Below are 20,136 nucleotides of genomic sequence, written 5' to 3'. Positions count from 1 at the left end.
TCTTCACAGATAGTCATCTGGGAATTTTCCCCTCAGCAATCTACGGTGCTGGCTGATTGAAGCACCACGAACAGGCGATCTCGCCTCGCGTTCCTCCATTTGGCCCTCCCGAATGAATTCAGCCAAAGTGAATCCTTCCGGACAAGACCCCAACCCCTCGACGACCGCTACCCGAGGGTCAGCGTTTCCCGCCAGTCGCTACGCATTGTTCTTCGGCCTGGCTCTCGCTGGTGGTGCGTTGGACCTATGGAGCAAAGAAGCCATTTTCAAATGGCGCGGTCTCCCCGGAACCAAAGGTGTTCACTGGATCATCGAGGGGTACTTCGGCATTGAAACTGCCGTGAACATTGGTGCGGTCTTTGGCTTGGGAGCCGGCCAGGGTTTGGTGTTCGCTGCGATCTCAGTGTTTGCCGCCGCGGCGATCATCGTTTGGCTGTTTGTATTCAAAGCCGCCCGTTCATGTTGGTTGACGTTCGCGTTGGGATGCATCACCGGCGGAATCATTGGCAACCTTTACGACCGCCTAGGATTTTGGTGGGAACCGGGTCTGCCCGATCAATGGCAAAGTGGCGTCCGCGATTGGATTCTTTGGCAAGCGTCTGCAGCATGGAAATGGCCCAACTTCAACATCGCGGATTCTTTGTTGGTCACGGGAGCAATCATGCTGTTGGTTCAATCGTTCTTCTTCCCATCACCGCCGCACGATGAGACAGGCGGCGGTGAGCTACCGGGTTCGCGACCGCCGGATGAACCGGCCGAAGGTGCGAAGCCGGCCGCATCGTGAAGACTTCGCTGATCGCGTCGCCGCGACACACTCTGGCTCGATTGCTCTGGGTTTGGCGTTGGTGGTTTTTCTGCTTGGGGTGTTTTTCGGCGATCCCATTGGCGATCTACCAAAGCGATTTGGGGATGGATCGATCCCTGGCCGCAATGTTCTCGCCAGCTGATCCGACACTGAATCAGTATCAACATTTGCAGCAAAACTTTGGCGGCAATTTGATTGTCATGCTGGTCTACGAAGATGCTGACCTGATGACGCCCGAGGGAGTTGCTCGGAATCAGGCATGGACCGCTTCTGCCGAATCAATCGATGGCGTTCGAGGCGTCCTTTCGGTCGCGAAATTGGTCGAAGCGTTTGCCTACATCCGGCCTCAGTTTTCATTGCTGACGGGAGCCATCCCAGCCGATCCAGGTGCCCCCTCGCCACCATCAAAAATGCTGGAGAAAGACGACCCGGCCGCGAATTCGTTTCGAGATCTTTTCGCGGGATACACGCACGGCCAAGACGAGAAGACCGCCGCGATTGTGGCGATGCTTCAACCAGGTCAGACTGAAACGGCCATCGAAGAATTGCAACGTCTGGCCGATCAGATTCCCTCCGAACGAGCCCCCGTTCTGATCGGCGAACCGGTCTTGCTTGATGATGCCTTTGACATGATCCAAGCCGATGGAAATCGACTGGCACTTGGCACGATCGGCTTGCTCAGCCTGGTGATGTTGTTGACCCTTCGCGATTATCGAATCGTTCTACTGGCGGCGATGGCGATCATTTGGGCAACGCTTTGCACCCGTGCGTCCATCGTCGCGATGGGGATGGAAATGTCGTTGGTCTCCACAATCTTGATCGCGATCATCGCGGTCATTGTGGTGGCTGCGGTGATGCACATCGGAGTCCGCTCACGGGACAATTTGGGTGAGACGAAACAATCAAACATGAATGAGTCGATCGTCCATGTCTCGGCCTTTTTAGCGATCCCGATCCTTTGGACTTGCCTGACCGATGCGGCTGGTTTTGCATCACTTTTGGAATCGGAAGTCCGACCGGTTCGGCAGTTCGGCGCGATGACGGCGGTGGCGGCATTGGCGATCGTCGCCGCTTTGATCTGGTTCACTGCCGCTTTGATGAGTCTGCCCACAGGCAAACGAAAGACATCTCAGCCGATGTCTTCCGACGACCAACCAACACCCTCGCGAAAGTTTCTTGTCCATCTGGTATCGACCAGTCTTCGCCACAGCAACCTTTTGTCGATTACGTCCATCGTCGTCCTGGTCCTGTGCACCGCGATGGTCACGCAGCTCAAAACTGAAACCAGTTTCCTCAAAAACTTTCGCGAAACCAGCGACATCGTCCGAGCCTACGAACGCGTGGAGGATCAACTCGGCGGGGCGGGTGTTTGGGACGTTGTTCTCCCCGCACCTGCGACCATCACTCCTGAATACATCGCTCGCGTTCAAGCGTTCGAAACCCAACTGAGAGAGTTGGAGGTCATTGATTCTTCCTCCGGTCGAACTCATCGATTGACGAAAGTTTTGTCGCTTGCGGATGCGGACAGAGTTGCGGCAATGAGCCCGCTACTATCCATCGTCACTCCGGAGGTCCGCTTGGCAGGAATGAGAACCGCGATTCCCACTTTCGCGGACGCCTTGTTGACGTTTGATCCGCCGAGCGACGGCGGCGACCGTGAACTAAGAATCATGTTGCGAAGTGAAGAAAGCTTGCCGGGTGAGGTGAAGCGAGAACTCATCGATCGAGTGACGCTCATGGCCCAGGATTTTGACGAGCAGGCCCTCGTCACAGGTTACTCGGTGCTCATGTCCCAACTCGTCAGCAGCTTGCTTCGCGATCAATGGAAAGCATTGGCGATCGCGTTGGCGTTGGTAGGTATCTTGATCGGAATTGCAACGGGCAGTTGGCGATACGCCTTGGTCGCACTATTGACCAACACGTTGCCGATCATGTTGGTATTGGCCGTCATGGGATTGGCCGGTGGAGGTTTGGACTTGGGGTCCGCGATGATTGGTGCGGTCTCGATTGGATTGTCCATCGATGGCTCGATCCATTTCCTAGCGGGCTATCAACGTGGACGATCGGCGGGCATGGAAAGTATGTCTGCCGCAACTGATGCGGCGACGGATGTGGCGGCTCCGATCTTTCTAGCGACATTGGCATTGGTGATCGGTTTCGGGATTTTGATGACCAGCCCCTTCATTCCCACTGCAACGTTTGGCATGTTGATTGCCGCCACGTTAGCAGCGTCCGCTTGGATCAATCTCACGTTGTTGCCCGCGGCAATTGTCTCGGTCGACCGTTTTACAAACACACATTGAAACCTTGGAATGAACATGCACCTTCGTGGCGTTGCCTTGGACATGGACGGACTGTTGTTCGACACCGAACGGATCTATTTCCAAGTTGGTGATGTGCTGCTGAAGCGACGCGGACACACTTTCACATTGGAACTGCAGCAGAAGATGATGGGCCGAGTCGGCTTGTCTGCGATCGGTCAAATGATTGATCACCACGAACTTGATGACGATCCGGTCTCACTGCTCGCGGAATCCGATGACGTCTACGGAGATCTGTTGCTCGGAGAACTTCGCCCGATGCCCGGTTTAGAGGACTGGATCGGGCGTTTGCGGACCAGCGGGTTGCCATTTGGTTTGGCGACCAGCAGTCGTCGAAAGTTTGTCGACATGATCCTCCCCACCACGCAGTGGGCAGCCGACCTCGCCTTTGTCCTCACCGGCGACGATGTCACTCACGGGAAACCCAACCCAGAGATGTACCTGAAGGCAGCTGACCGACTCAGCGTTTCACCGGCGGAAATGCTGGTGTTGGAAGACAGCGGAAACGGTTCGAAAGCGGCGGTTTCCGCCGGAGCGATCACGGTGGCTGTTCCCAACGAGCACACTCAATCACACGTTTTCGAGGACGTGCATCTGGTCGCTGAATCACTGGCCGACCCACGACTTTGGGACCTGCTTCCGCAAACCGCCCGTGCCTGATATCGAGCCTATTCTTTCCAGTGCACGTCGCAGCGAGCGTGCAAGCGTTTGCTGACCTGCGTGTTGCCCCCAGAAACCAATTCCAACTGTTCCAAAACATTGTCGATTGGAATTTGCTGGGCTTCGTGAACCAAAATGGGTGTCACACCTGGGATCACCACGGTCGTCAATGATCCCGCATGAGCGGATGACACCTCGGGCTCCAAGCGTTCGCGATCCGACTCGCTTCCGACCAACAGCAACAAGCGTTGGCGGCCACCACATTGCAGCAAAGGCGGCGATGCAACGTGCAAGGCAGACTCAATCGTTGTTTGTTCGTTCCACAACGAGTTGCCGCCCGGCGGTTGTTCGAAGGTTTGCGTTTCGCAGACACCTGTTTTCGTTGGTTGAGCCGCGTTGGTATCGCGCCCAACGGCGATGGTTTGTGTGTTGGTCAATTCCGATTCACGGGTCAACACCGATGCCGCGGACGTCGTGGAGTCAGTCAAATCGGTGGACGATTGCCGGTGAGAGTCGATCACATTTTCAACAACGGGCAAGCACTTTCCGACCAGATCGGTTGCCATCTCTTGTTCGTCCCACTCAAACGTTGCATCCCGCAATGGCCCGAGCAACCAAGTCGACGCGGTTTGCGAATGCAGGTTTTCGAGGACGGGATTGAAACGCATCTGAATTTCTTGCGGCATCTCCATCCAAGGGTTCTCGGTATCACGATTGTCACCGGGAACACATCGAATGGCTTGAGCGATGCCGACCGCCATCTTGTTCAGCGTTGAGTGCAGAGATCCGATTCGTTGCGCAAAAGCCTTGAGCTGTTCCCCGGTCATTTCCGCGGCAATCACGTTGAGCTCCATCATCGCCAGCTTTTCGGCTGTTTCGATTTCGCCTTCTAAGTCGGTCTTCGAGGACAAGTTGTTTCGCAAGGCCGCTTGCTGCTCTCGCAATTCCGATCGAAATTGCTCCAATCCTTCGGATCCGCTGATGCACCACTTCATCAACCCTTCCGTGGCTTGCATGCTGGAAGTGACATCGATCCGTCCGTCGTGCATTCGAACAGAGACTTCGCGGCGAAGCATGACCATCTGCCTGGCCGCCCGGCGGTCCAGCCGATCCACCACATCGCACTCGCTCAGTTTTTCTTTTAACAGTCGTGTGATCCGGGGGCCATCCATCAGCTCCTGCACGGAAATTCGCGAAAGCATTTCGGATAGGTTTCTGGCGATCGCATCCGTGTCTTGCCCGAACGGTGCTTTCACTTCGTCCAAGTAGTTCGCCACGTCGAGCCCGCACCGTTTGCGGAGTCGTTCGGTGGTTGGTCCGGCAATCTGGCGTGACTCATTTGGGTTGCCGAGCCAACGCAACAGTAAGTGCCGTGCGGCAGCGGGTGCCAGCAGATTTTCTTCCAATGCTCGAACACACTTTAGACGAGCCACACCAACTGATCGCAGCATTGGCTTCGCCAGTATCGCTGCATCAGCTTGGTCGCTTCGGCGAGCTTCCGCCAGCAATTCTCCGGCGCCCGTTGCATCGGCCCATAAGTAATCGACCATGGTCGCGGCCGCAGAACCTGAATGAGGCAAAGCGTGATCGCCGTCGACCACCACGTATGCGTTGCGAAGCGGGTTTCGAGAGGCGGGAACGCCGGACCACTGCACGCCAGGATCCCCGGGATAACTGTTCTCCGGCAACATGTAGTGACCGATTTCAGAAATCGCAGCGAAAGAATCATGGAGTGTCAACGGTTGATGCGGGTTGCCTTGCAGCGACACGGTCGACAGCAACGGCAACACGGAAGCACTTTCCAAGCCCGCTTCATCCAACAGTGTCCGAATCCGAGGTGCGAGGTCCATGACCATGCCACTGGCCGTTCCGCCCGACAGCGAACCGATGATGTAAACCGACGGCACACGATCACCGCAAACAGCAGCCAAGTGATCGATCGATTCACGCAGTCCAGAGTCGATACTTTTCGCGTGATCAACCATCGCCAAACGTCCCAAAGGACGCATGCCTTCGGTTGTACCGCTACGAGGTACGTTGTAAATCCAACGTCGAGACAAAGATCGGAACTGGTCCGTTCGTCCCTCGCGGTATTGCTGAGCTGACTTCAGCGGCGTATGCAGAATCGTCGCCGGAGGAATGCGGTCCGATGCCTCTGCCAAACGAGCGGCATGGATCGTATGCATGTCCGTGTCAATCAAAACCGAATGCAAATCCAAAGGACACGCGCTATGCAACGTCGCCACGCGATTGCGTAGTTCATGCAAGCATTCTGCACCGACACCACCGACGGCAATCACCAAAGCGTGCCCGGTGACGCGGGCGTGGACCATCGCTTTCCCGGACTTCAGACTTGGCAAGTCCTCGACCGCTTCCTGACGAGTCCGAACACTTGACTTTGTCGATGTGTGGATCACCGCTTCGTCGCGACCACGCGTTGTCCGCAAAGCTTCGACAAAATCTTTGCAACACTCGAAACGACGTTCGGGGTCTTTCTCCAATGCTCGTGCAACAGCCACCCGGTCCGCCGCCGGCAAAGAATCCAGCGCGGGTGCCGCATGGATATGTTGCGTTGCCAACTGAGCGATGGTGCGACCGGAAAACGGACGCGTTCCCGTCAGCAACTCTTGATACATCACCGCCAGTGAGTATTGATCGCTGTTGATGCTGGGTCGACCGTCGAATAATTCCGGCGGAGCATAAATTGGAGTCAAACCACCGATGACCGAATGATCGATCTCGCGCAGATCTTTTAGCAACCCGAAGTCACCCACTTTCACGTGTCCGCCAACCAGCAACAGGTTGCCTGGCTTCACGTCGAGGTGCTGCAATTGGTAGCTACCGTGCAGGTAGTCCAACGCATCCGCTGCGTCGTGCAAGTACGACAGCAAGGCCGCGCGAGGGATGCCGCAAGACCCGCGATCTTGGTGCCGTTTTAAAACATCTTCGAGCGAACCATCGGCCAATTCCGTCACGATGACCAAACGGTCGTCCACGATACCAAAGCGTTCCAGCGTCAGCAAAAAAGGGTGGTGGACTCCCTTGATACGCTCCAAAGACTTCAGCTCACGGGAACCGCGTCTGGCGTCATTGGCACCAAACACGAACTTCACCGCTTTCTTCAATCCGCCAGGCGCATTGGCTAACCACACTTCACCAAAGCCCCCTTCGCCAATCTTTTTTTCCAGCGTGTAGCCGGTGATTGGTTCGTATCCAGGTGCGATCGTTTGGGTTGTCTTGACGGTCATCGGGCGACTGCGAACAACATTGTGTGGCAACGAAATGTAATGTCTTTTCAAAGCGAAATCATTGATCGATTTCGCTACATCGAAAAATCAAAGTGAGCTAGAGAGCACTGAAATAGCTTCGGCAGGCTTGATCGAGGTACTCAGGCCGCAATGTCAAAGGCAATCGCCGGTAGCGACAGAAATTTGCGACCTGCGTCAGCAAATCGCGTGGATGACAGCGACGCGGTGGTCGATTGTTCTGTTTGTAAAACGCCAGCAAGTGATTGGCGGCTTCGGGCGTCTCGGGAAAACCCATTTGCGACGCAACCGTTTTCATCAATGAACGAAACTCGTCTGGCGAAGGATCGTTGACAAAAATTTTGTAAGGCACACGGCGAAGGAATGCTTCGTCAACCAGATCATCTGGATTCAGATTGGTCGAAAACAGAATGAGCTGCTCAAACGGGATCTGGATCTTCTTTCCCGTTGGCAGCGTGAGATAATCGCAACGGTTTTCCAGAGGCACAATCCAACGATTGAGCAACTCTTCCGGAGCGATGCGTTGGCGACCAAAGTCATCGATCAACAAACAACCGCAGTTGCTCTTCATTTGAAGAGGTGCTTCGCAGATATTCGATCGGTGGTCGTGGCGAACTTCCAAGTTCTCCATCACCAACTCGCCACCGACCACGACGCTGGGTCGTTGAATACGCACCCAGCGTTTATCCCATTCTTGTGCCTTCAACAGTTGGCCGTCGCCTTCCGGCACGGGGGCCTCTTGGTGATAGGCATCGTCTTTGACTTTGATCAGGTTGCCATCATCCAAGATCGCGTGCGGGATCCAAATCTCTTGTCCCAAGCACTGCGTCAAACTACGAGCGATGGTCGTCTTGCCATTGCCGGGAGGGCCGAACAAGAACATCCCCGTGTTGCTGTTGATGGCGGGACCGATTTGATCCAGCAATTCGTCTTGGTAGGAAATTTTCGAAAGCGAGGCTTGCAAGTCATCTCGTTCGATCGGGTCCACACCCGCGGCTTGAGCTTCCACGCTGAGTGAGTAGTCAGCCAAAGGCACCGGAGCCGGACCGATATAGCTGCATTGCTGCAGGTGAGTTTGCGCTCGCTTCTGTCCCAGTTCAGTCAGCGAGTAGTAGTAGTCATTGAAAGCAGCGGGGCGAACGTGCGCGACAAACTTTCGAGTGCGCAGCGCATCGACGATGGGTTCCACCAACCGAAACGGCAATCCCATCATCGTTGCGACATTGCGTCCGCTGATCGTGCCGATCTGATGAATCGACTTGATGGTCAACGCTTCGATGAAGCTGACCGACAGCCCAAGCTCGTTGAGCGATCGCGGTTCCGCAGGCCAGAACGTATCATCCGTCAGCAGACCGCCCAACGCGGCTGATTCGAAGTTGTGTGTGTCGGTTAGCAGGGCATTCATACGTGAAGCAAGCATTTGGAGTTGTTCGCCTTGGTTCCGAATGACCCGTCCCATCAGGGCAGAATCATTGGCCATGCAAACCTAGCTTGCGATTCAAGACCGAACCGACGCCGGTCTCGATGGTGAACATAACTACCAATCCACCACCAAACGTGCCGCCACAACCGAAGCAGCCGTTTCAATCCGTAGTATCCGCCGTCCCAATCCGACGGAATCGGCGCCCAGCTCGTTGCAACGCCGATGCTCCACGTCCGACAAACCGCCTTCGGGTCCGATCAACGCCAACACTCTTGGTCGGTGCTGGACTGAAACGCTTCCCTCAACGCTCGATTTCACCTCTGTCGCGATCAACGGTGGCGAGTCCGGCATCGCGACCAACACACGTTGCCAAGCCAGCCGGCTCAATTTCCCGTCGACGCTTCTTTCGCTTGGGTTGCTGCTCGCGGAGATTGCCTCAGAGAACGATGCAAAGTCGGTTGGAGGCTCGATGTCCATCAAAACGTTGCGGCCCGATTGCTTGCAGGACTCAACCACGATCCGGCGAAGTTTGTCCAGCAAGTTGTCCGCGGGAGGTCGCTGGGTTCTTTCAAAGACGATCGGGAACACACGTGCGACTCCCAGTTCCGTTAGCCGCTCGATCATCTCCTTGGCACGATCCGGCTTCGGAAAACCAATCGCCAGATCCAACTCGACGCTCGACTCCCGATCCACAGCCCCGATCGCATTGCATCGAACAACGCATTCTCGTTTGCCAACTGACATCACTTCCGCGGCGGCTTGGTGGCCGATCCCGTCGAACAGCTCGATCCAGTCACCGGTTTGCACGCGCATCACCCGTGCCGCATGAGACGCTTCTTCACTCGGCAGTTGCACAACGGGCGACTGAGATTGCAAATCAGGAACGTAGTAGCGTCGAGTCATCGGGGTCAGTTCAAGGGAAGATCGGAAAGGCACAAAAACTCTGAATAGTACAATCGTGCCGGTTGCATCGGTCGGTGCAAGGTAACCGAAACGGAAAGCGATCGGCGAGCGGGTCAGTCGATCTGATTCCATAGCGAACCCCGGTGGCAGCCCACGCCAACGACCGTCGGGCCAGCCGATTCTTTTCCGAGAGAGACCGCCGTCGATGCCGATCCCGTTGCTCAGCCAGGCCGATCAAAGCCACTGGGGATTGTTCCGCCAACCATTTGTCGCTTCTCCCAAGGTGAGCGTTCCGGCTCAACCCGACGAGTTTCTATTTGCATCGGCGGAACACACGCGGGCGCGGACTTGGTTGGAAACCGTTCTTCGAAACCATGTCGGAATCGCGAATTTGGACGTTCGTCCGGGCGTGGGTGCGACCACCTGGGCTCGGCAATGGATGGCGACGAACGGTTTGGCCGATTTGCCGTTGGATGTCGCAGGAACCGAGTCGGCAAACTTCGACCTTGAGCTTTGCCAGCGTTGGTTGTCGGTTGCGCGAGCCAACCAAGCCCTCGGTATCCACACGCTGTGCATCGTCGATGGAACTCCGAGTGAATCGGTGGTCCAGTGGTTCAACCAAACTTTGCAGCTTGATCCACGGCGCAGTCCGATGACGCTGCTGGTGATGGGTCAGATGAGATCACCCATCGTCAAACATTCGATGGGCGTCTCCAAACAGTCACTAGCGAATTGCGTTCTGGCTGCTCTCTCGCACGCGGGCCAATTTCAACCTCGTATCAGCGAAGCCGCGGCACGACACGTCGCGGAGTGGGCCCGTGCAGACTACCGCCAACTCGCCATGTGGACGGCCGCCGTGTTGGCTTGGGGATCACGTTGCCGATGCCAAAGAATTGACGAACGTGCGATTCATCGGTTCGACCAACAACGTCAAACTTGGGCCGCTGACCGATCGACCGAATGGGCCACTCAGAGAGATTCTGCAGCAGCCTGATTCACGAACGTCAATCGCCATTGTTGGCGTTTGTGATCTTCCACGTTCGCATCGATTGAAAGATCCTCCGCGAATCCATCGAAGTCAGTAGAAACATAGGTGCCACGATTGATGATTCGCGAGTGAGCCGGATCGACTTGTTCGTAGCCGGGATCCAGCGGTGTCAAACAATGGTCATCGCTCCACGCGGCACCGAGTTCGCCCAGGTCATCAACCGTGCCATCTTGGTTGTCATCCCAACCGTCCCAGCCCGGTTTGCCATCGGCACCTGGAACGATCCACACCTCCGCATCAGAGTCAAAACGTTGGACGGATTCGAGTTGCCATGATGCTGAATCATCAACGGTCGAGTCTGCATCCGCGAAAAATGCCAAGACCTCGACCTGAGTCAGGTCTTGCGAATCGACGACCTGACCTCGTGTTTTGAGTTCGTCAGCCACCTGGGTCAACAACTCAGCTCGAGTCGAGTCGGCGATGTACGTTTGGTCCGCTACACCAGCGGACAACCAAAGCCCACGCCAGACGCATCCCGCCAAGATGATGACAAGCGTCAAGACACTCCCGCGGCTCATGAACCTTCTCGCAAGCGATCAAAGTATTCGCGAGTTTGTTCACGTTCGTCTCGCGGCAACACCTGGTCCTCCAGGGGATCACTCTCTTCGCTGAGGTTGGACTCGATTGCCGATTGAATGTCTTCGCGCGTCACACCTTTTCGGTTGGGGCCGTCTGCGAAACCGGCGATGATCGCTCGTCCACGTTTGACTTTGCCGCGAACTTGGGTGTCGTAGGTGTTGATGTCCGTTTCTTCTTCGGGTCGGTCACCTTTGCCTTTCCCGCGTCCCATTCCCATCCCTGGTTTTTCGCCTTCGCCGAATCCCTGTCCCTGACACGCTTGGCAACCATCACCGTTGCACTGTTTGCAGTTCATTTGGTTCTTGGACTGCGACAGGTCACCGAGGGCAGACTCCAAATCTTCCAGTTCGGACATGGCCATTTGCATTTCACCCAACTGGCCGGACATCTGCTCCATCGCTTGAGCCGCGGCGGAGTCATCGCCTTGCTGCATCGCGTCAGCGGCTTGCTGCATTGCATCAGCCATCTGTTGCATTTGCTGCATCTGAGAATCGGCCGATTCGGCTTCGTTCATTTTCTGTTGCAACTTCGCGGCTTCTTCGTTGCGCCCTTCCCGCTTGGCTTGGTCGATCTTCTCTTGCAACTGTTTCTTCTTTTCCTCGTGATTTTTCGCGGCCTCTTTCATCTGCTCGGCCATCTTCTTGATTTGCTTGTTCAGCTTCTCTTTCTGCTGATCGGTGAGCTTTCCATCCTTGACTTGCTTGGCAAGCTTTTTGATCTCTTCAGCGGCTTTGCCAAACTCGCCCTTCTTGATCTGCGACAAAACCTTTTCGGCGGGACCGCCATCAAGTCCCTTCATCTGAGCGAGCGTCTTCCGCATTTCTTCCGGCGAACCGAGTTGATCCTTGCGAGCCTGGATTTGCTCTTTGATGTCGTTGAGCTCCAGCAACGCGTCCTTGCGTTTCAAAGTTTTGCTATTCGTGATCTTGTCGAGCTGCGATTCCATCTTTTCAAACAACTCGCGTGCCTCGAGCAAACCTTTCGCATCGGCTTCGCGTTTTTGTTGAGCGAGTCGTTTCTTCAATTCAGCCGCGGCAATCTTGACTTGCCGAACTTCGCTCGCGTTGACTTCGCTGTTCAATTCCGAAGTGGTCTCGGTCGCCGGTTCGATCGCGAAAATCATGACGGCCAAGATCGGAACAATCGCCAGCGGCAACCAAGAAACGCGTTGGGGTGACAAGGCAAACTTCTGTGCCACGTCGAGCTTGCTGGCTCGTCGAGCCGCGTCTTGCCGGAGGGCGTTCCCCGCGGCCGATTTTTCGTCGCTCGAGACCCGGGAAGACAACGAACTGCTCAGACGTTCTTTCAGTCCAAATCGCGAATCCACTTCAGCCGCAACTCGCATCACAGAAGGAGCCGAGACCCACATCACGATCGTGGACACCAAAATCGACGCCACCGTGACGGCAACGATCCATCCCAAGGCCCATTGCTGAACGGTCATCTCGGACGCATCCAGCCCCAGACGATCCAGCGGCAACGGGGTGATCGCCATCGCCGCGACCGCGATCGTTGCGATGATCAAACCGACGAACCAAGTCACGGCGAAGGTGCGTCCGAATTGGCCAGCCATCATTCGCCGACGAGCGGATCGGACTTTCGATTCGACCTGGGACCTGGCTTCTTCGGGCGACCACTGGGTCAACTCGTCGTGCGGATCCTGCGATCGGGTAGCGCTGGTCATGGAAAACTCCGTGGGTGGCCCGAAGTTGTGAACTCGGGACGAGTGCGGTTAGGTCCACCTAGTATAGCGCGGCGGACGCTTCTCCCGCACATGGAATCTGTTCCGCGATCGTAGAATCTGGTTCGCCGCCGAAAACAGCTCGCCGGACCAGAATCCTGGTCGGCGGGTTCACCTGTGACGTACACTTTCTTACATGTCTCAAACGCAACCCATCACCGACGCGAGAATGGCCGGAGAATCCCAATCCGCTCCTTCGCAAACGACGCGTGAATCCAGCGATTTGCCGGATCCTGACCAGTGTTCCACGTGCGACGTGGTGATCTACGACGGCCAGTGCAATTTCTGCAAAGCGGGTGTGAAGAGCCTCCGGCGGCTGGATTGGGGTGGGAATCGACTGGCTTTCTTGTCGCTGCACGATGAGCGGGTTCGAGACCGCTACCCAGATCTGACCCAAGAACAATTGATGAATCAGATGTACGTGATCGATCAGCAAGGTCAGCGTCATGGCGGTGCCGACGCGGTTCGCTACCTTTCACGGCGTCTGCCGATGCTGTGGTTGGCCGCCCCGATTTTGCATTTGCCGGGAACCGCGAAAATGTGGCGACGGCTGTATCACGAGGTCGCCAAACGTCGCTATCGATTGGCGGGCAAGTCGTGCGACTCTGGAAGCTGTTCGATTCATTAGCCTGACGATTGCATCCACCTGAGGTGCGTTCGCCGGGTCACTGATTCTGCTCGCTCGCAATTGGGACGCTGGGTGACAGACCCGCACAGCCGGGCTAAAGTTCGGCGATGAGCCAGACACCTCCCACTTCCGCCAAGCCGCTGCCAGAATTGTCCGACGCGATTCGGATGTTCGAGGCCGCGCGTGGCCAAATTGAATTCGCGCGTCAGTACACCCTGGAACTCCTTCAAGCGACTCCGATGGACCGCTGGTTCGAGATCCCACCCGGCGGCGTGTCCCATGTGGCTTGGCAAGTCGGCCACCTTGCGGTCAGCCAATACGGTTTGCTGATGTTCCGGATGCGAGGCCGTCGTCCGGAAGATTTGGATTTGATCAAAGGCCGGTTTCGCAAAACCTACGGTCGTGGCGGCAAGCCACCTGAATCGAGCGAAGGACAACCAACCGCGGAAGAGTTGCTGGACAAACTCAATCGCATCCACGCGCTGGCGTCCGCGGAACTGGACGAACTGGATCCCGCCGAGTTGTTGGTCGAGATCGATATGCCGTACGCGGTGTACCCCTGCAAATTGGGCGCGGTGCTGTTCTGCCCTATTCACGAAGGTTTGCACGCCGGTCAGATCGGCGTGTTGCGACGTGGGCTCGGCCTGGAATCTGTTCGCTAGGAACTGAAAAGAAACTGAATCCATGGAAGTCCTCGAAGAATCAATCTACGACCATCCCAAGTACTACGACTTGGTCTTTGGAGCTGACATTGCCGCGGAGACGCAGTTCATCTTGGACTGCGCTGATTCGTTCTTAACACGCAAACCCAAGTTGTTCTTCGAACCGGCGTGCGGAACGGGCCGTTTGATGGCCTCGCTGAACCGAAAGGGTTATGCGACCTGCGGATTGGACCTGAACGAAAAGGCCGTCAAGTTCTGCAACCAGCGTTTGGAACGCGCCGGTTTCAAACCGACCGCGATTGTGGCGGACATGTGCGACTTCTCACCCGCTGACTTCCGATCCGCACTCGGCAAAGCCAAGACGTCCAAAGCGGAAGGGCCAGCCTGCGTCGCGTTCAACACGATCAACAGTTTCCGGCACGTCAATTCCGAAGCCGCCGCTCGCGGGCATTTGCGAAGCATGGCATCGATGGTTCGCCGTGGCGGGATCTACTTACTCGGTGTGCACCTGACGCCAACAAAGGTGCCGCCCAGCGAAACGGAGTCATGGTCGGCTCGTCGTGGCAACTTGGCGATCAACACGCACATGTGGACGATCAACCGAGACAAGAACAAACGGATGGAACGTTTCGGAATTCGTTTTGACGTGCACACTCCGAGTCGAAGTTTCCGCATCAACGATGAGCTTCACTTGCGAAGTTACACGCCCGCACAAATGAATCGGCTGATCGCCGCCGACGGTCAGTGGGAGTGCCTTGCGACTTACGACTTCGCCTACGACATGGACGATCCGATCCAGGTGGACGCGTCAACGGAAGACGTCGTTTACGTGCTCCAGAACAAAGGCTGAGCCAGAACAGGTCGGCCCAATTGGGACACCAACCAAGTGTCCTTCCACAAACGGTATTGAAATGTATCGGCGCGAAATTTTTTTCTGGATTGGGAAGCAGGCTCAGACCCCGCTTGCCCGACCCGATCGACCGACAAAAACAGCCCCGATGACAGCCAACAATCCGGCACCAAAAAACAGCCCGGCGTTGGTCAGCCAAGCCTGTTTGTCAAGCTCCATGACGCGGTACTGATACATCGCCGGAAGATCGACTCCGTTGCGATTGATTTCTTCCCATTCCCGAATCATTTGAGCCGAGCTGACCTCTTTATAGGCCTGTCGGAACTCATCAATGTGCCCTTCGGTGTTCAGCGGAACGCTGATAGTGGCCCAATTCACGAGACAAAACGCGGCTGCCAGAAACAGGCCTGCTGCCAGCAAACCGAGTGCCGTGAACAGCACTGTCGGCCGGTTGGCACGGCCCTCGGCCGCTTTGGCATTGGACTTCTCCGTCGCCGCATCGCCCTCTGCGGTGGGGAGCTGACGCAGTTCACCCAGTTTCGGAACGGGGATGTTCTGACCGCAATGAGGGCAGGGGATCTCGTCACCGGCTCGGGCGGGACTGACCTCGGCGGACTCTTCGCAGTGCGGACAGGGAAGCAAATACATGGCTGAAATCACGGGTCAAAAGAACAACGCCCGGGTGGACCGAGACATTCTGGGAACTAGAATCACGGTGTGCTGAGGGTAACACACGACCAATCGCTCCCGTCAGGACGTCACTCTCGTCGAACGGCCATTTGGCGGCAAGCTGATTCAGAGTTTCATCTGAAATTCTTCAACTTGCTTGGCCAATCGATCACGAGAATCACGTTTGCTGACCGGACATCCTCTGGATGAGTCGCGATACAACCACAACGAGCTATCGTTCGTCTTCGCTTCCGAATGGGATTCGGTTCGCGCAACAAACGGTCCACCGTCCCTTTTCAGCCTCCAGGATGGAATATCGGGTCAATCGGAAAATTTTTCCAATTGGCAGTTGATTCGGAGGTTTGCAGGTTAACGGGTGGTAGAGTCACTGTGTGTCGGAATTTTCTTCAATGGACGTCGTCGGTCGGTCAATCGATCTGCACCCGCGTCCCTCGCACTGGCAACATTCCCAACACATGGACCGTTTCGAATTCGTTATTGATTGATTGTTCTTCTCGAAACCCACGTGCTTCTCGAACTTCTCCTGACCGACTTCGCCAGTGACCCAATGCCCGGCGGCAGATTACGTCTCGACCTGACATTCGGCGTAACTACACTCCGACGACGCGCTGCTCACACGAGTGCCGCCGCCTCAATGACACGGATGTTCCAAAACCATTTGAATTGCCCCGAACGCTGATTCGCCACAGCGTTCTTTGTGACGACCCACCAAACCAATCGCGGTCGTCGAACATAGAAAAGACAGCCACCTAAAGGAGTATCTACTTTGTTTGATCCGATGATGGATGATTTCGACGACGTTTCAGCACAAAGCACTGACGTGGTCACAGGAGGATTCCGCAAGTTACCAGTCGACGACAGCGAAGACGACAACGCGGTCAGCGTTGCCGATGCGCCCGAAGGCGAAGTCCAATTGGACAGCCCGGACGAACTGATTGCACTCGATGAGTCGGAAACTTGGTCGGACGACCCTGTTCGAATGTACCTGACGCAAATGGGCGAGATCCCTTTGCTGACGCGTCGTCAAGAAATCGAGTTAGCCAAACGTATCGAAGAAACTCGCCGCCGCTTCCGCACGAAGCTGCTCGAGAACCACTACGTATTGGTCGAAGCCTACAAGACGTTGAAGAAGGTTTACCGCGGCCAACTGCCGTTCGACCGAACCGTTCAGGTCAGCGTGACCGACCGTTTGGAAAAAGAACAGATCATTGGTCGTTTGCCACACAACCTGAAAACCCTTCAAACGCTGCTCAACCGCAACCGTCACGACTGGAAAGTCGCGATGAGCAAGAGTGCACCCGCCCGCCGTCGTGCGGAAGCTTGGCGTGCACTGGCTCGTCGCCGTCGTCGTGCGGTTCGTTTGGTCGAGGAACTCGGTCTGCGTACACAACGCATCGAAACCCGAATTGGCTTGCTAGAGAAATTCTCTCGCCGATTGGACGAAATCGATGAGTTGGTGCGTCAGCAAAAACGAACCAAGCACGGCCGCGAAGTCCGTGAGCAGTTGCTGCACGAGCGTCGTCAGATTCTGACCGCTTGTCAGGAAACGCCCACCTCGCTTCGCAACCGCGTGAAGATGTTGGGATCGGTTTACAGCGATTACCAACAAGCCAAACGTGAACTGAGCGAAGGCAACCTTCGTCTGGTCGTCTCGATCGCGAAAAAGTATCGCAACCGTGGCCTGTCGTTCTTGGACCTGATCCAAGAAGGCAACGCCGGTTTGATGCGAGCGGTCGACAAGTTCGAATACCGTCGTGGTTTCAAATTCTGCACCTACGCGACATGGTGGATTCGCCAAGCGATCACCCGTGCCGTTGCGGATCAAAGCCGTACGATTCGAATTCCGGTTCACATGGTGGAAACCATGAGCCGTGTTCGCAACGTGGCTCGCCAGTTGTTGCAAGAACTTGGTCGTGAACCTTCGATCGAAGAAACCGCTCGTCGGGCCGATGTTACCATCGAAGAAGCACGCCGCGTTTTGACGATGAGCCGTTTCCCAATCTCGTTGGACCGTCCCGTTGGCAACAGCGAAGACAGCCAGTTCGGCGACCTGCTGCCCGATGGCACCGCAGAGAGCCCACAGATTGGTGCGACGCAAGAAATGCTTCGTCAACGAATCACCGGCGTGCTGAAAAGCCTGTCCTACCGTGAACGCGAGATCATCAAACTGCGTTACGGTCTGGGCGACGGTTACAGCTACACGCTGGAAGAAGTCGGGCACATCTTCAAGGTGACCCGCGAACGAATTCGTCAAATCGAAGCCAAAGCGGTTCGCAAGCTGCAACAACCTAGCCGCAGCCAAGATTTGGTTGGTTTCCTAGACTGATGCCAACCTTGGCCGAGATCTTGCAGCAAAGCTGGCAAGTTCATCAATCGGGTAACGTGGACGCCGCGATGCAAATGTATCGCGGCGTTTTGCGTCAGGTACCCAACTCCGCTGATGCCTGGGTCTACCTGGGCATCGCTCAGTTCGACAAACGAGATTTCACCGGAGCGGTGGACTCGTACCAAAAAGCGATCGATCTTCGTTCCAACTTCCCGATCGCGTGGAACAACCTTGGCAACGCTTTTCGAATGCTCGGCGAGGTCGATCAAGCCGAGGCAAGCTTCGCCAAAGCGATGGAGCTTCAACCAGGCTATCTTTCTGCGATCAAGAATCGCGGCACGCTTTGGATCTGGAACGGCGAAATCGAACGTGGTCTGAAGTGGTACGAAGAAGGACTCGCGATCCAGCCCGACAATGCCGAACTGCACCGCAACCTCGGTGTGATTTCGCTATTGCTGGGTGATTACGACCGTGGTTGGAATGAATACCGGTGGCGTTGGCGAATGCCCGGCGTCGGTCGTCCCGCGATCACGGATCACGTGCGTTCCGCGGGTGGACATGTGCCGGTTTGGTCCGGCCAACCACTCAATGGCAAAACCGTTTTGATCTATCCCGAACAGGGACTCGGTGATGCGATTCACTTCCTGCGTGTCGCTGCGGCACTCGCTCAGAATGGTGCTCGCGTGATGGTCGTCTGCCCACCAAAGATGATCCCGCTGTTTTCCTCCGCCGTCGGTCCATCGGGTTTGGGAATCGAACGTTTGATCCCAGATATCGACGCTCAATCCGGGCTGATGAGTTTGCCCGCGGGTGTCGAGATCGATTACCAGGGATCGTTCCTCGAGGTTCTCGACGGTTTGTATCAACGCGATGGCAAACTGTACGACGGGGCTGACTTGTTTCAGCAGAATGAATCGGGCCACTGTGCAGGCTACTTGAGCGTTCCTGATTCGACCGTCCACTACTGGGCAAACTTCCTGGAACCACTGAAGCAACCTGGCAAGAAGCTGATCGGGCTCAACTGGCAGGGAAATCCCGAACACCATGCCGACGTGTATCGCAGCGTTGCTCTGGAAACGTTTCGTCCGCTGATCGAAATGCCAAACGTGGAATCGATCAGCCTGCAATTTGGCCATGGCTCAGAACAACTCGAGCAAAGCGATTTGGGAAGTTCGATCCACCGATTGCCCAACGACATCGATCAATCGGGTGGACAATTTGTGGATACCGCGGCTGTGCTGTGCAACTTGGACGCGTTGGTCACCACCGATACAGCCATTGCCCACTTGGCGGGATCCCTTGGTGTACGCACGATACTGCTGCTGGGCAAAGTCCCCGATTGGCGTTGGCTCCGATCGGGGGAGACGACCGTTTGGTACCCCAGCGTTGAAATCGTTCGCCAAACCGAGCTCGGGGATTGGAAACCGTGCGTTGAAACGGTCCTTTCCAAACTCGCATGACTTCTGTTCCACTTCTCAGCATGAATCTTCCACGTCACGTCGCGATCATCATGGACGGCAATGGCCGTTGGGCCCAAGCACGCGATTTACCTCGCATCGAAGGCCACCGACGAGGCGTCACGACGGTGCGAACGGTCACGGAAATGGCCAGCGAACTGAAACTCGACGCACTGACGTTGTATTGCCTCTCGAGTGAGAACTGGAAACGGCCGCAGGCTGAACTTGACTTCTTGATGCACCTGCTGCAGCAGTATCTCGTTGAGGAACGACGAACCATTCGCGATCAGAATATGCGATTGCGTTTCATCGGAAGACGCGACCGGCTGAGCGATGAAGTCCTGAAAGAAATTGCGAAAACGCAGGCGGTGAGCGAGAACAACACCGGCACGGAACTGGTCCTGGCCGTCGACTACGGCGGACGCGACGAATTGACTCGAATGACTCGGCAAATCGCCCAGCAGGTTCGAGACGGTGAGCGATCAATCGATGAGATCACTGAATCTCTGGTGGACGAGTCGTTGGACACGGCGGGGCTGCCTGAAGTCGATTTGATGATTCGAACGGGCGGGGACATTCGCATCAGCAACTATCTGCTTTGGCAAATCAGCTATGCCGAGCTGCACTTCACGCCCAAATGCTGGCCGGAATTCGAGCGAGAAGACTTTCAAGCGGCATTGGATGAGTTTGCCAGCCGACAGCGTCGCTTTGGTGGGCTAAACGTGGGAGCCTGACCCACTTCCCGACCCAATCTTCTGCTTCGCGGGTATGATAGAG

16 protein-coding genes are annotated in these 20,136 nt (G+C 56.0%); 10 read left to right on the top strand and 6 right to left on the bottom strand.

Annotated elements, in window-relative coordinates:
• The first annotated feature begins 112 nt into the window (after positions 1 to 112).
• Genes CEE69_RS24110 through CEE69_RS24100 form a run of 3 tightly spaced genes read left to right on the top strand, consistent with a single transcriptional unit; the run spans position 113 to position 3,786 of the window.
• Positions 113 to 784: a signal peptidase II gene (locus CEE69_RS24110; protein ID WP_099263161.1), complete on the top strand. Its 672-nt coding sequence runs from the start codon at positions 113 to 115 to the stop codon at positions 782 to 784.
• Positions 781 to 3,108 carry an efflux RND transporter permease subunit gene (locus CEE69_RS24105; protein WP_099263160.1) on the top strand — a complete coding sequence of 776 codons (2,328 nt, stop codon included), beginning with the start codon at positions 781 to 783 and terminating at the stop codon, positions 3,106 to 3,108. The genes CEE69_RS24110 and CEE69_RS24105 overlap by 4 nt, the downstream gene beginning before the upstream one ends.
• 15 nt (positions 3,109 to 3,123) lie before the next feature.
• Positions 3,124 to 3,786 carry an HAD family hydrolase gene (locus CEE69_RS24100; RefSeq protein WP_099263184.1) on the top strand — a complete coding sequence of 221 codons (663 nt, stop codon included), beginning with the start codon at positions 3,124 to 3,126 and terminating at the stop codon, positions 3,784 to 3,786.
• Between the two features lie 8 nt (positions 3,787 to 3,794).
• On the opposite strand, the gene CEE69_RS24095 is transcribed toward CEE69_RS24100, so the two are convergent.
• From CEE69_RS24095 to CEE69_RS24085, 3 genes are all read right to left on the bottom strand, one after another.
• Positions 3,795 to 7,034, bottom strand: a complete 3,240-nt coding sequence (locus tag CEE69_RS24095) for a serine/threonine protein kinase (protein ID WP_099263183.1) — start codon at positions 7,032 to 7,034, stop codon at positions 3,795 to 3,797.
• A 97-nt stretch (positions 7,035 to 7,131) separates the two neighbouring features.
• Complete coding sequence (locus CEE69_RS24090) at positions 7,132 to 8,472, bottom strand: AAA family ATPase (protein WP_390180000.1); 1,341 nt, start codon at positions 8,470 to 8,472, stop codon at positions 7,132 to 7,134.
• A 117-nt stretch (positions 8,473 to 8,589) separates the two neighbouring features.
• Positions 8,590 to 9,378, bottom strand: a complete 789-nt coding sequence (locus CEE69_RS24085) for an RsmE family RNA methyltransferase (RefSeq protein WP_099263182.1) — start codon at positions 9,376 to 9,378, stop codon at positions 8,590 to 8,592.
• Between the two features lie 205 nt (positions 9,379 to 9,583).
• Here CEE69_RS24085 and CEE69_RS24080 point away from each other — a divergent pair, with 205 nt between their 5' ends.
• Entirely contained in the window at positions 9,584 to 10,372 is a 789-nt protein-coding gene (locus tag CEE69_RS24080) for a hypothetical protein (RefSeq protein WP_099263158.1), read from the top strand.
• Here the strand turns inward: CEE69_RS24080 and CEE69_RS24075 are convergent.
• Entirely contained in the window at positions 10,348 to 10,944 is a 597-nt protein-coding gene (locus CEE69_RS24075; protein WP_099263157.1) for a hypothetical protein, read from the bottom strand. The genes CEE69_RS24080 and CEE69_RS24075 overlap by 25 nt on opposite strands.
• Positions 10,941 to 12,689, bottom strand: a complete 1,749-nt coding sequence (locus CEE69_RS24070) for a cation:proton antiporter (protein WP_099263156.1) — start codon at positions 12,687 to 12,689, stop codon at positions 10,941 to 10,943. Before CEE69_RS24070 ends, CEE69_RS24075 begins: the two co-directional genes overlap by 4 nt.
• Positions 12,690 to 12,882: 193 nt before the next feature.
• On the opposite strand from CEE69_RS24070, the gene CEE69_RS24065 reads away from it, so the two are divergent.
• From CEE69_RS24065 to CEE69_RS24055, 3 genes are all read left to right on the top strand, one after another.
• Entirely contained in the window at positions 12,883 to 13,374 is a 492-nt protein-coding gene (locus tag CEE69_RS24065; protein WP_099263155.1) for a thiol-disulfide oxidoreductase DCC family protein, read from the top strand.
• A 107-nt stretch (positions 13,375 to 13,481) separates the two neighbouring features.
• Positions 13,482 to 14,036: a DinB family protein gene (locus tag CEE69_RS24060; RefSeq protein WP_099263154.1), complete on the top strand. Its 555-nt coding sequence runs from the start codon at positions 13,482 to 13,484 to the stop codon at positions 14,034 to 14,036.
• Between the two features lie 22 nt (positions 14,037 to 14,058).
• On the top strand, positions 14,059 to 14,886 hold the full coding sequence (locus CEE69_RS24055; RefSeq protein ID WP_099263153.1) for a class I SAM-dependent methyltransferase: 828 nt from the start codon (positions 14,059 to 14,061) through the stop codon (positions 14,884 to 14,886).
• 102 nt (positions 14,887 to 14,988) lie between these two features.
• Here CEE69_RS24055 and CEE69_RS24050 read toward each other — a convergent pair whose 3' ends face one another.
• Entirely contained in the window at positions 14,989 to 15,534 is a 546-nt protein-coding gene (locus CEE69_RS24050; protein WP_099263152.1) for a hypothetical protein, read from the bottom strand.
• Positions 15,535 to 16,342: 808 nt separating this feature from the next.
• Between CEE69_RS24050 and CEE69_RS24045 the strand changes: the two genes are divergently transcribed.
• Genes CEE69_RS24045 through uppS form a run of 3 tightly spaced genes read left to right on the top strand, consistent with a single transcriptional unit; the run spans position 16,343 to position 20,093 of the window.
• Positions 16,343 to 17,902, top strand: a complete 1,560-nt coding sequence (locus tag CEE69_RS24045) for a sigma-70 family RNA polymerase sigma factor (RefSeq protein WP_007328293.1) — start codon at positions 16,343 to 16,345, stop codon at positions 17,900 to 17,902.
• Positions 17,902 to 19,362 carry a tetratricopeptide repeat protein gene (locus CEE69_RS24040; protein WP_099263151.1) on the top strand — a complete coding sequence of 487 codons (1,461 nt, stop codon included), beginning with the start codon at positions 17,902 to 17,904 and terminating at the stop codon, positions 19,360 to 19,362. The genes CEE69_RS24045 and CEE69_RS24040 overlap by 1 nt, the downstream gene beginning before the upstream one ends.
• Complete coding sequence (gene uppS, locus CEE69_RS24035; RefSeq protein ID WP_099263150.1) at positions 19,359 to 20,093, top strand: polyprenyl diphosphate synthase; 735 nt, start codon at positions 19,359 to 19,361, stop codon at positions 20,091 to 20,093. The genes CEE69_RS24040 and uppS overlap by 4 nt, the downstream gene beginning before the upstream one ends.
• Positions 20,094 to 20,136: the final 43 nt, after the last annotated feature.

Source organism: Rhodopirellula bahusiensis, from assembly GCF_002727185.1.
Classification (GTDB): Bacteria; Planctomycetota; Planctomycetia; order Pirellulales; family Pirellulaceae; genus Rhodopirellula; species Rhodopirellula bahusiensis.
This window is presented reverse-complemented; position numbering and strand designations above follow the sequence as displayed.

Bases quoted from the DNA above. Each gene is read 5' to 3' on its own strand.
- CEE69_RS24085 (WP_099263182.1), bottom strand. From the start codon at position 9,378: ATGACTCGACGCTACTACGTTCCTGATTTGCAATCTCAGTCGCCCGTT.
- uppS (WP_099263150.1), top strand. From the start codon at position 19,359: ATGACTTCTGTTCCACTTCTCAGCATGAATCTTCCACGTCACGTCGCG.
- CEE69_RS24050 (WP_099263152.1), bottom strand. From the start codon at position 15,534: ATGTATTTGCTTCCCTGTCCGCACTGCGAAGAGTCCGCCGAGGTCAGT.
- CEE69_RS24075 (WP_099263157.1), bottom strand. From the start codon at position 10,944: ATGAGCCGCGGGAGTGTCTTGACGCTTGTCATCATCTTGGCGGGATGC.
- CEE69_RS24110 (WP_099263161.1), top strand. From the start codon at position 113: ATGAATTCAGCCAAAGTGAATCCTTCCGGACAAGACCCCAACCCCTCG.
- CEE69_RS24090 (WP_390180000.1), bottom strand. From the start codon at position 8,472: ATGCTTGCTTCACGTATGAATGCCCTGCTAACCGACACACACAACTTC.
- CEE69_RS24095 (WP_099263183.1), bottom strand. From the start codon at position 7,034: ATGACCGTCAAGACAACCCAAACGATCGCACCTGGATACGAACCAATC.
- CEE69_RS24055 (WP_099263153.1), top strand. From the start codon at position 14,059: ATGGAAGTCCTCGAAGAATCAATCTACGACCATCCCAAGTACTACGAC.
- CEE69_RS24080 (WP_099263158.1), top strand. From the start codon at position 9,584: ATGCCGATCCCGTTGCTCAGCCAGGCCGATCAAAGCCACTGGGGATTG.
- CEE69_RS24070 (WP_099263156.1), bottom strand. From the start codon at position 12,689: ATGACCAGCGCTACCCGATCGCAGGATCCGCACGACGAGTTGACCCAG.
- CEE69_RS24060 (WP_099263154.1), top strand. From the start codon at position 13,482: ATGAGCCAGACACCTCCCACTTCCGCCAAGCCGCTGCCAGAATTGTCC.
- CEE69_RS24040 (WP_099263151.1), top strand. From the start codon at position 17,902: ATGCCAACCTTGGCCGAGATCTTGCAGCAAAGCTGGCAAGTTCATCAA.
- CEE69_RS24065 (WP_099263155.1), top strand. From the start codon at position 12,883: ATGTCTCAAACGCAACCCATCACCGACGCGAGAATGGCCGGAGAATCC.
- CEE69_RS24100 (WP_099263184.1), top strand. From the start codon at position 3,124: ATGCACCTTCGTGGCGTTGCCTTGGACATGGACGGACTGTTGTTCGAC.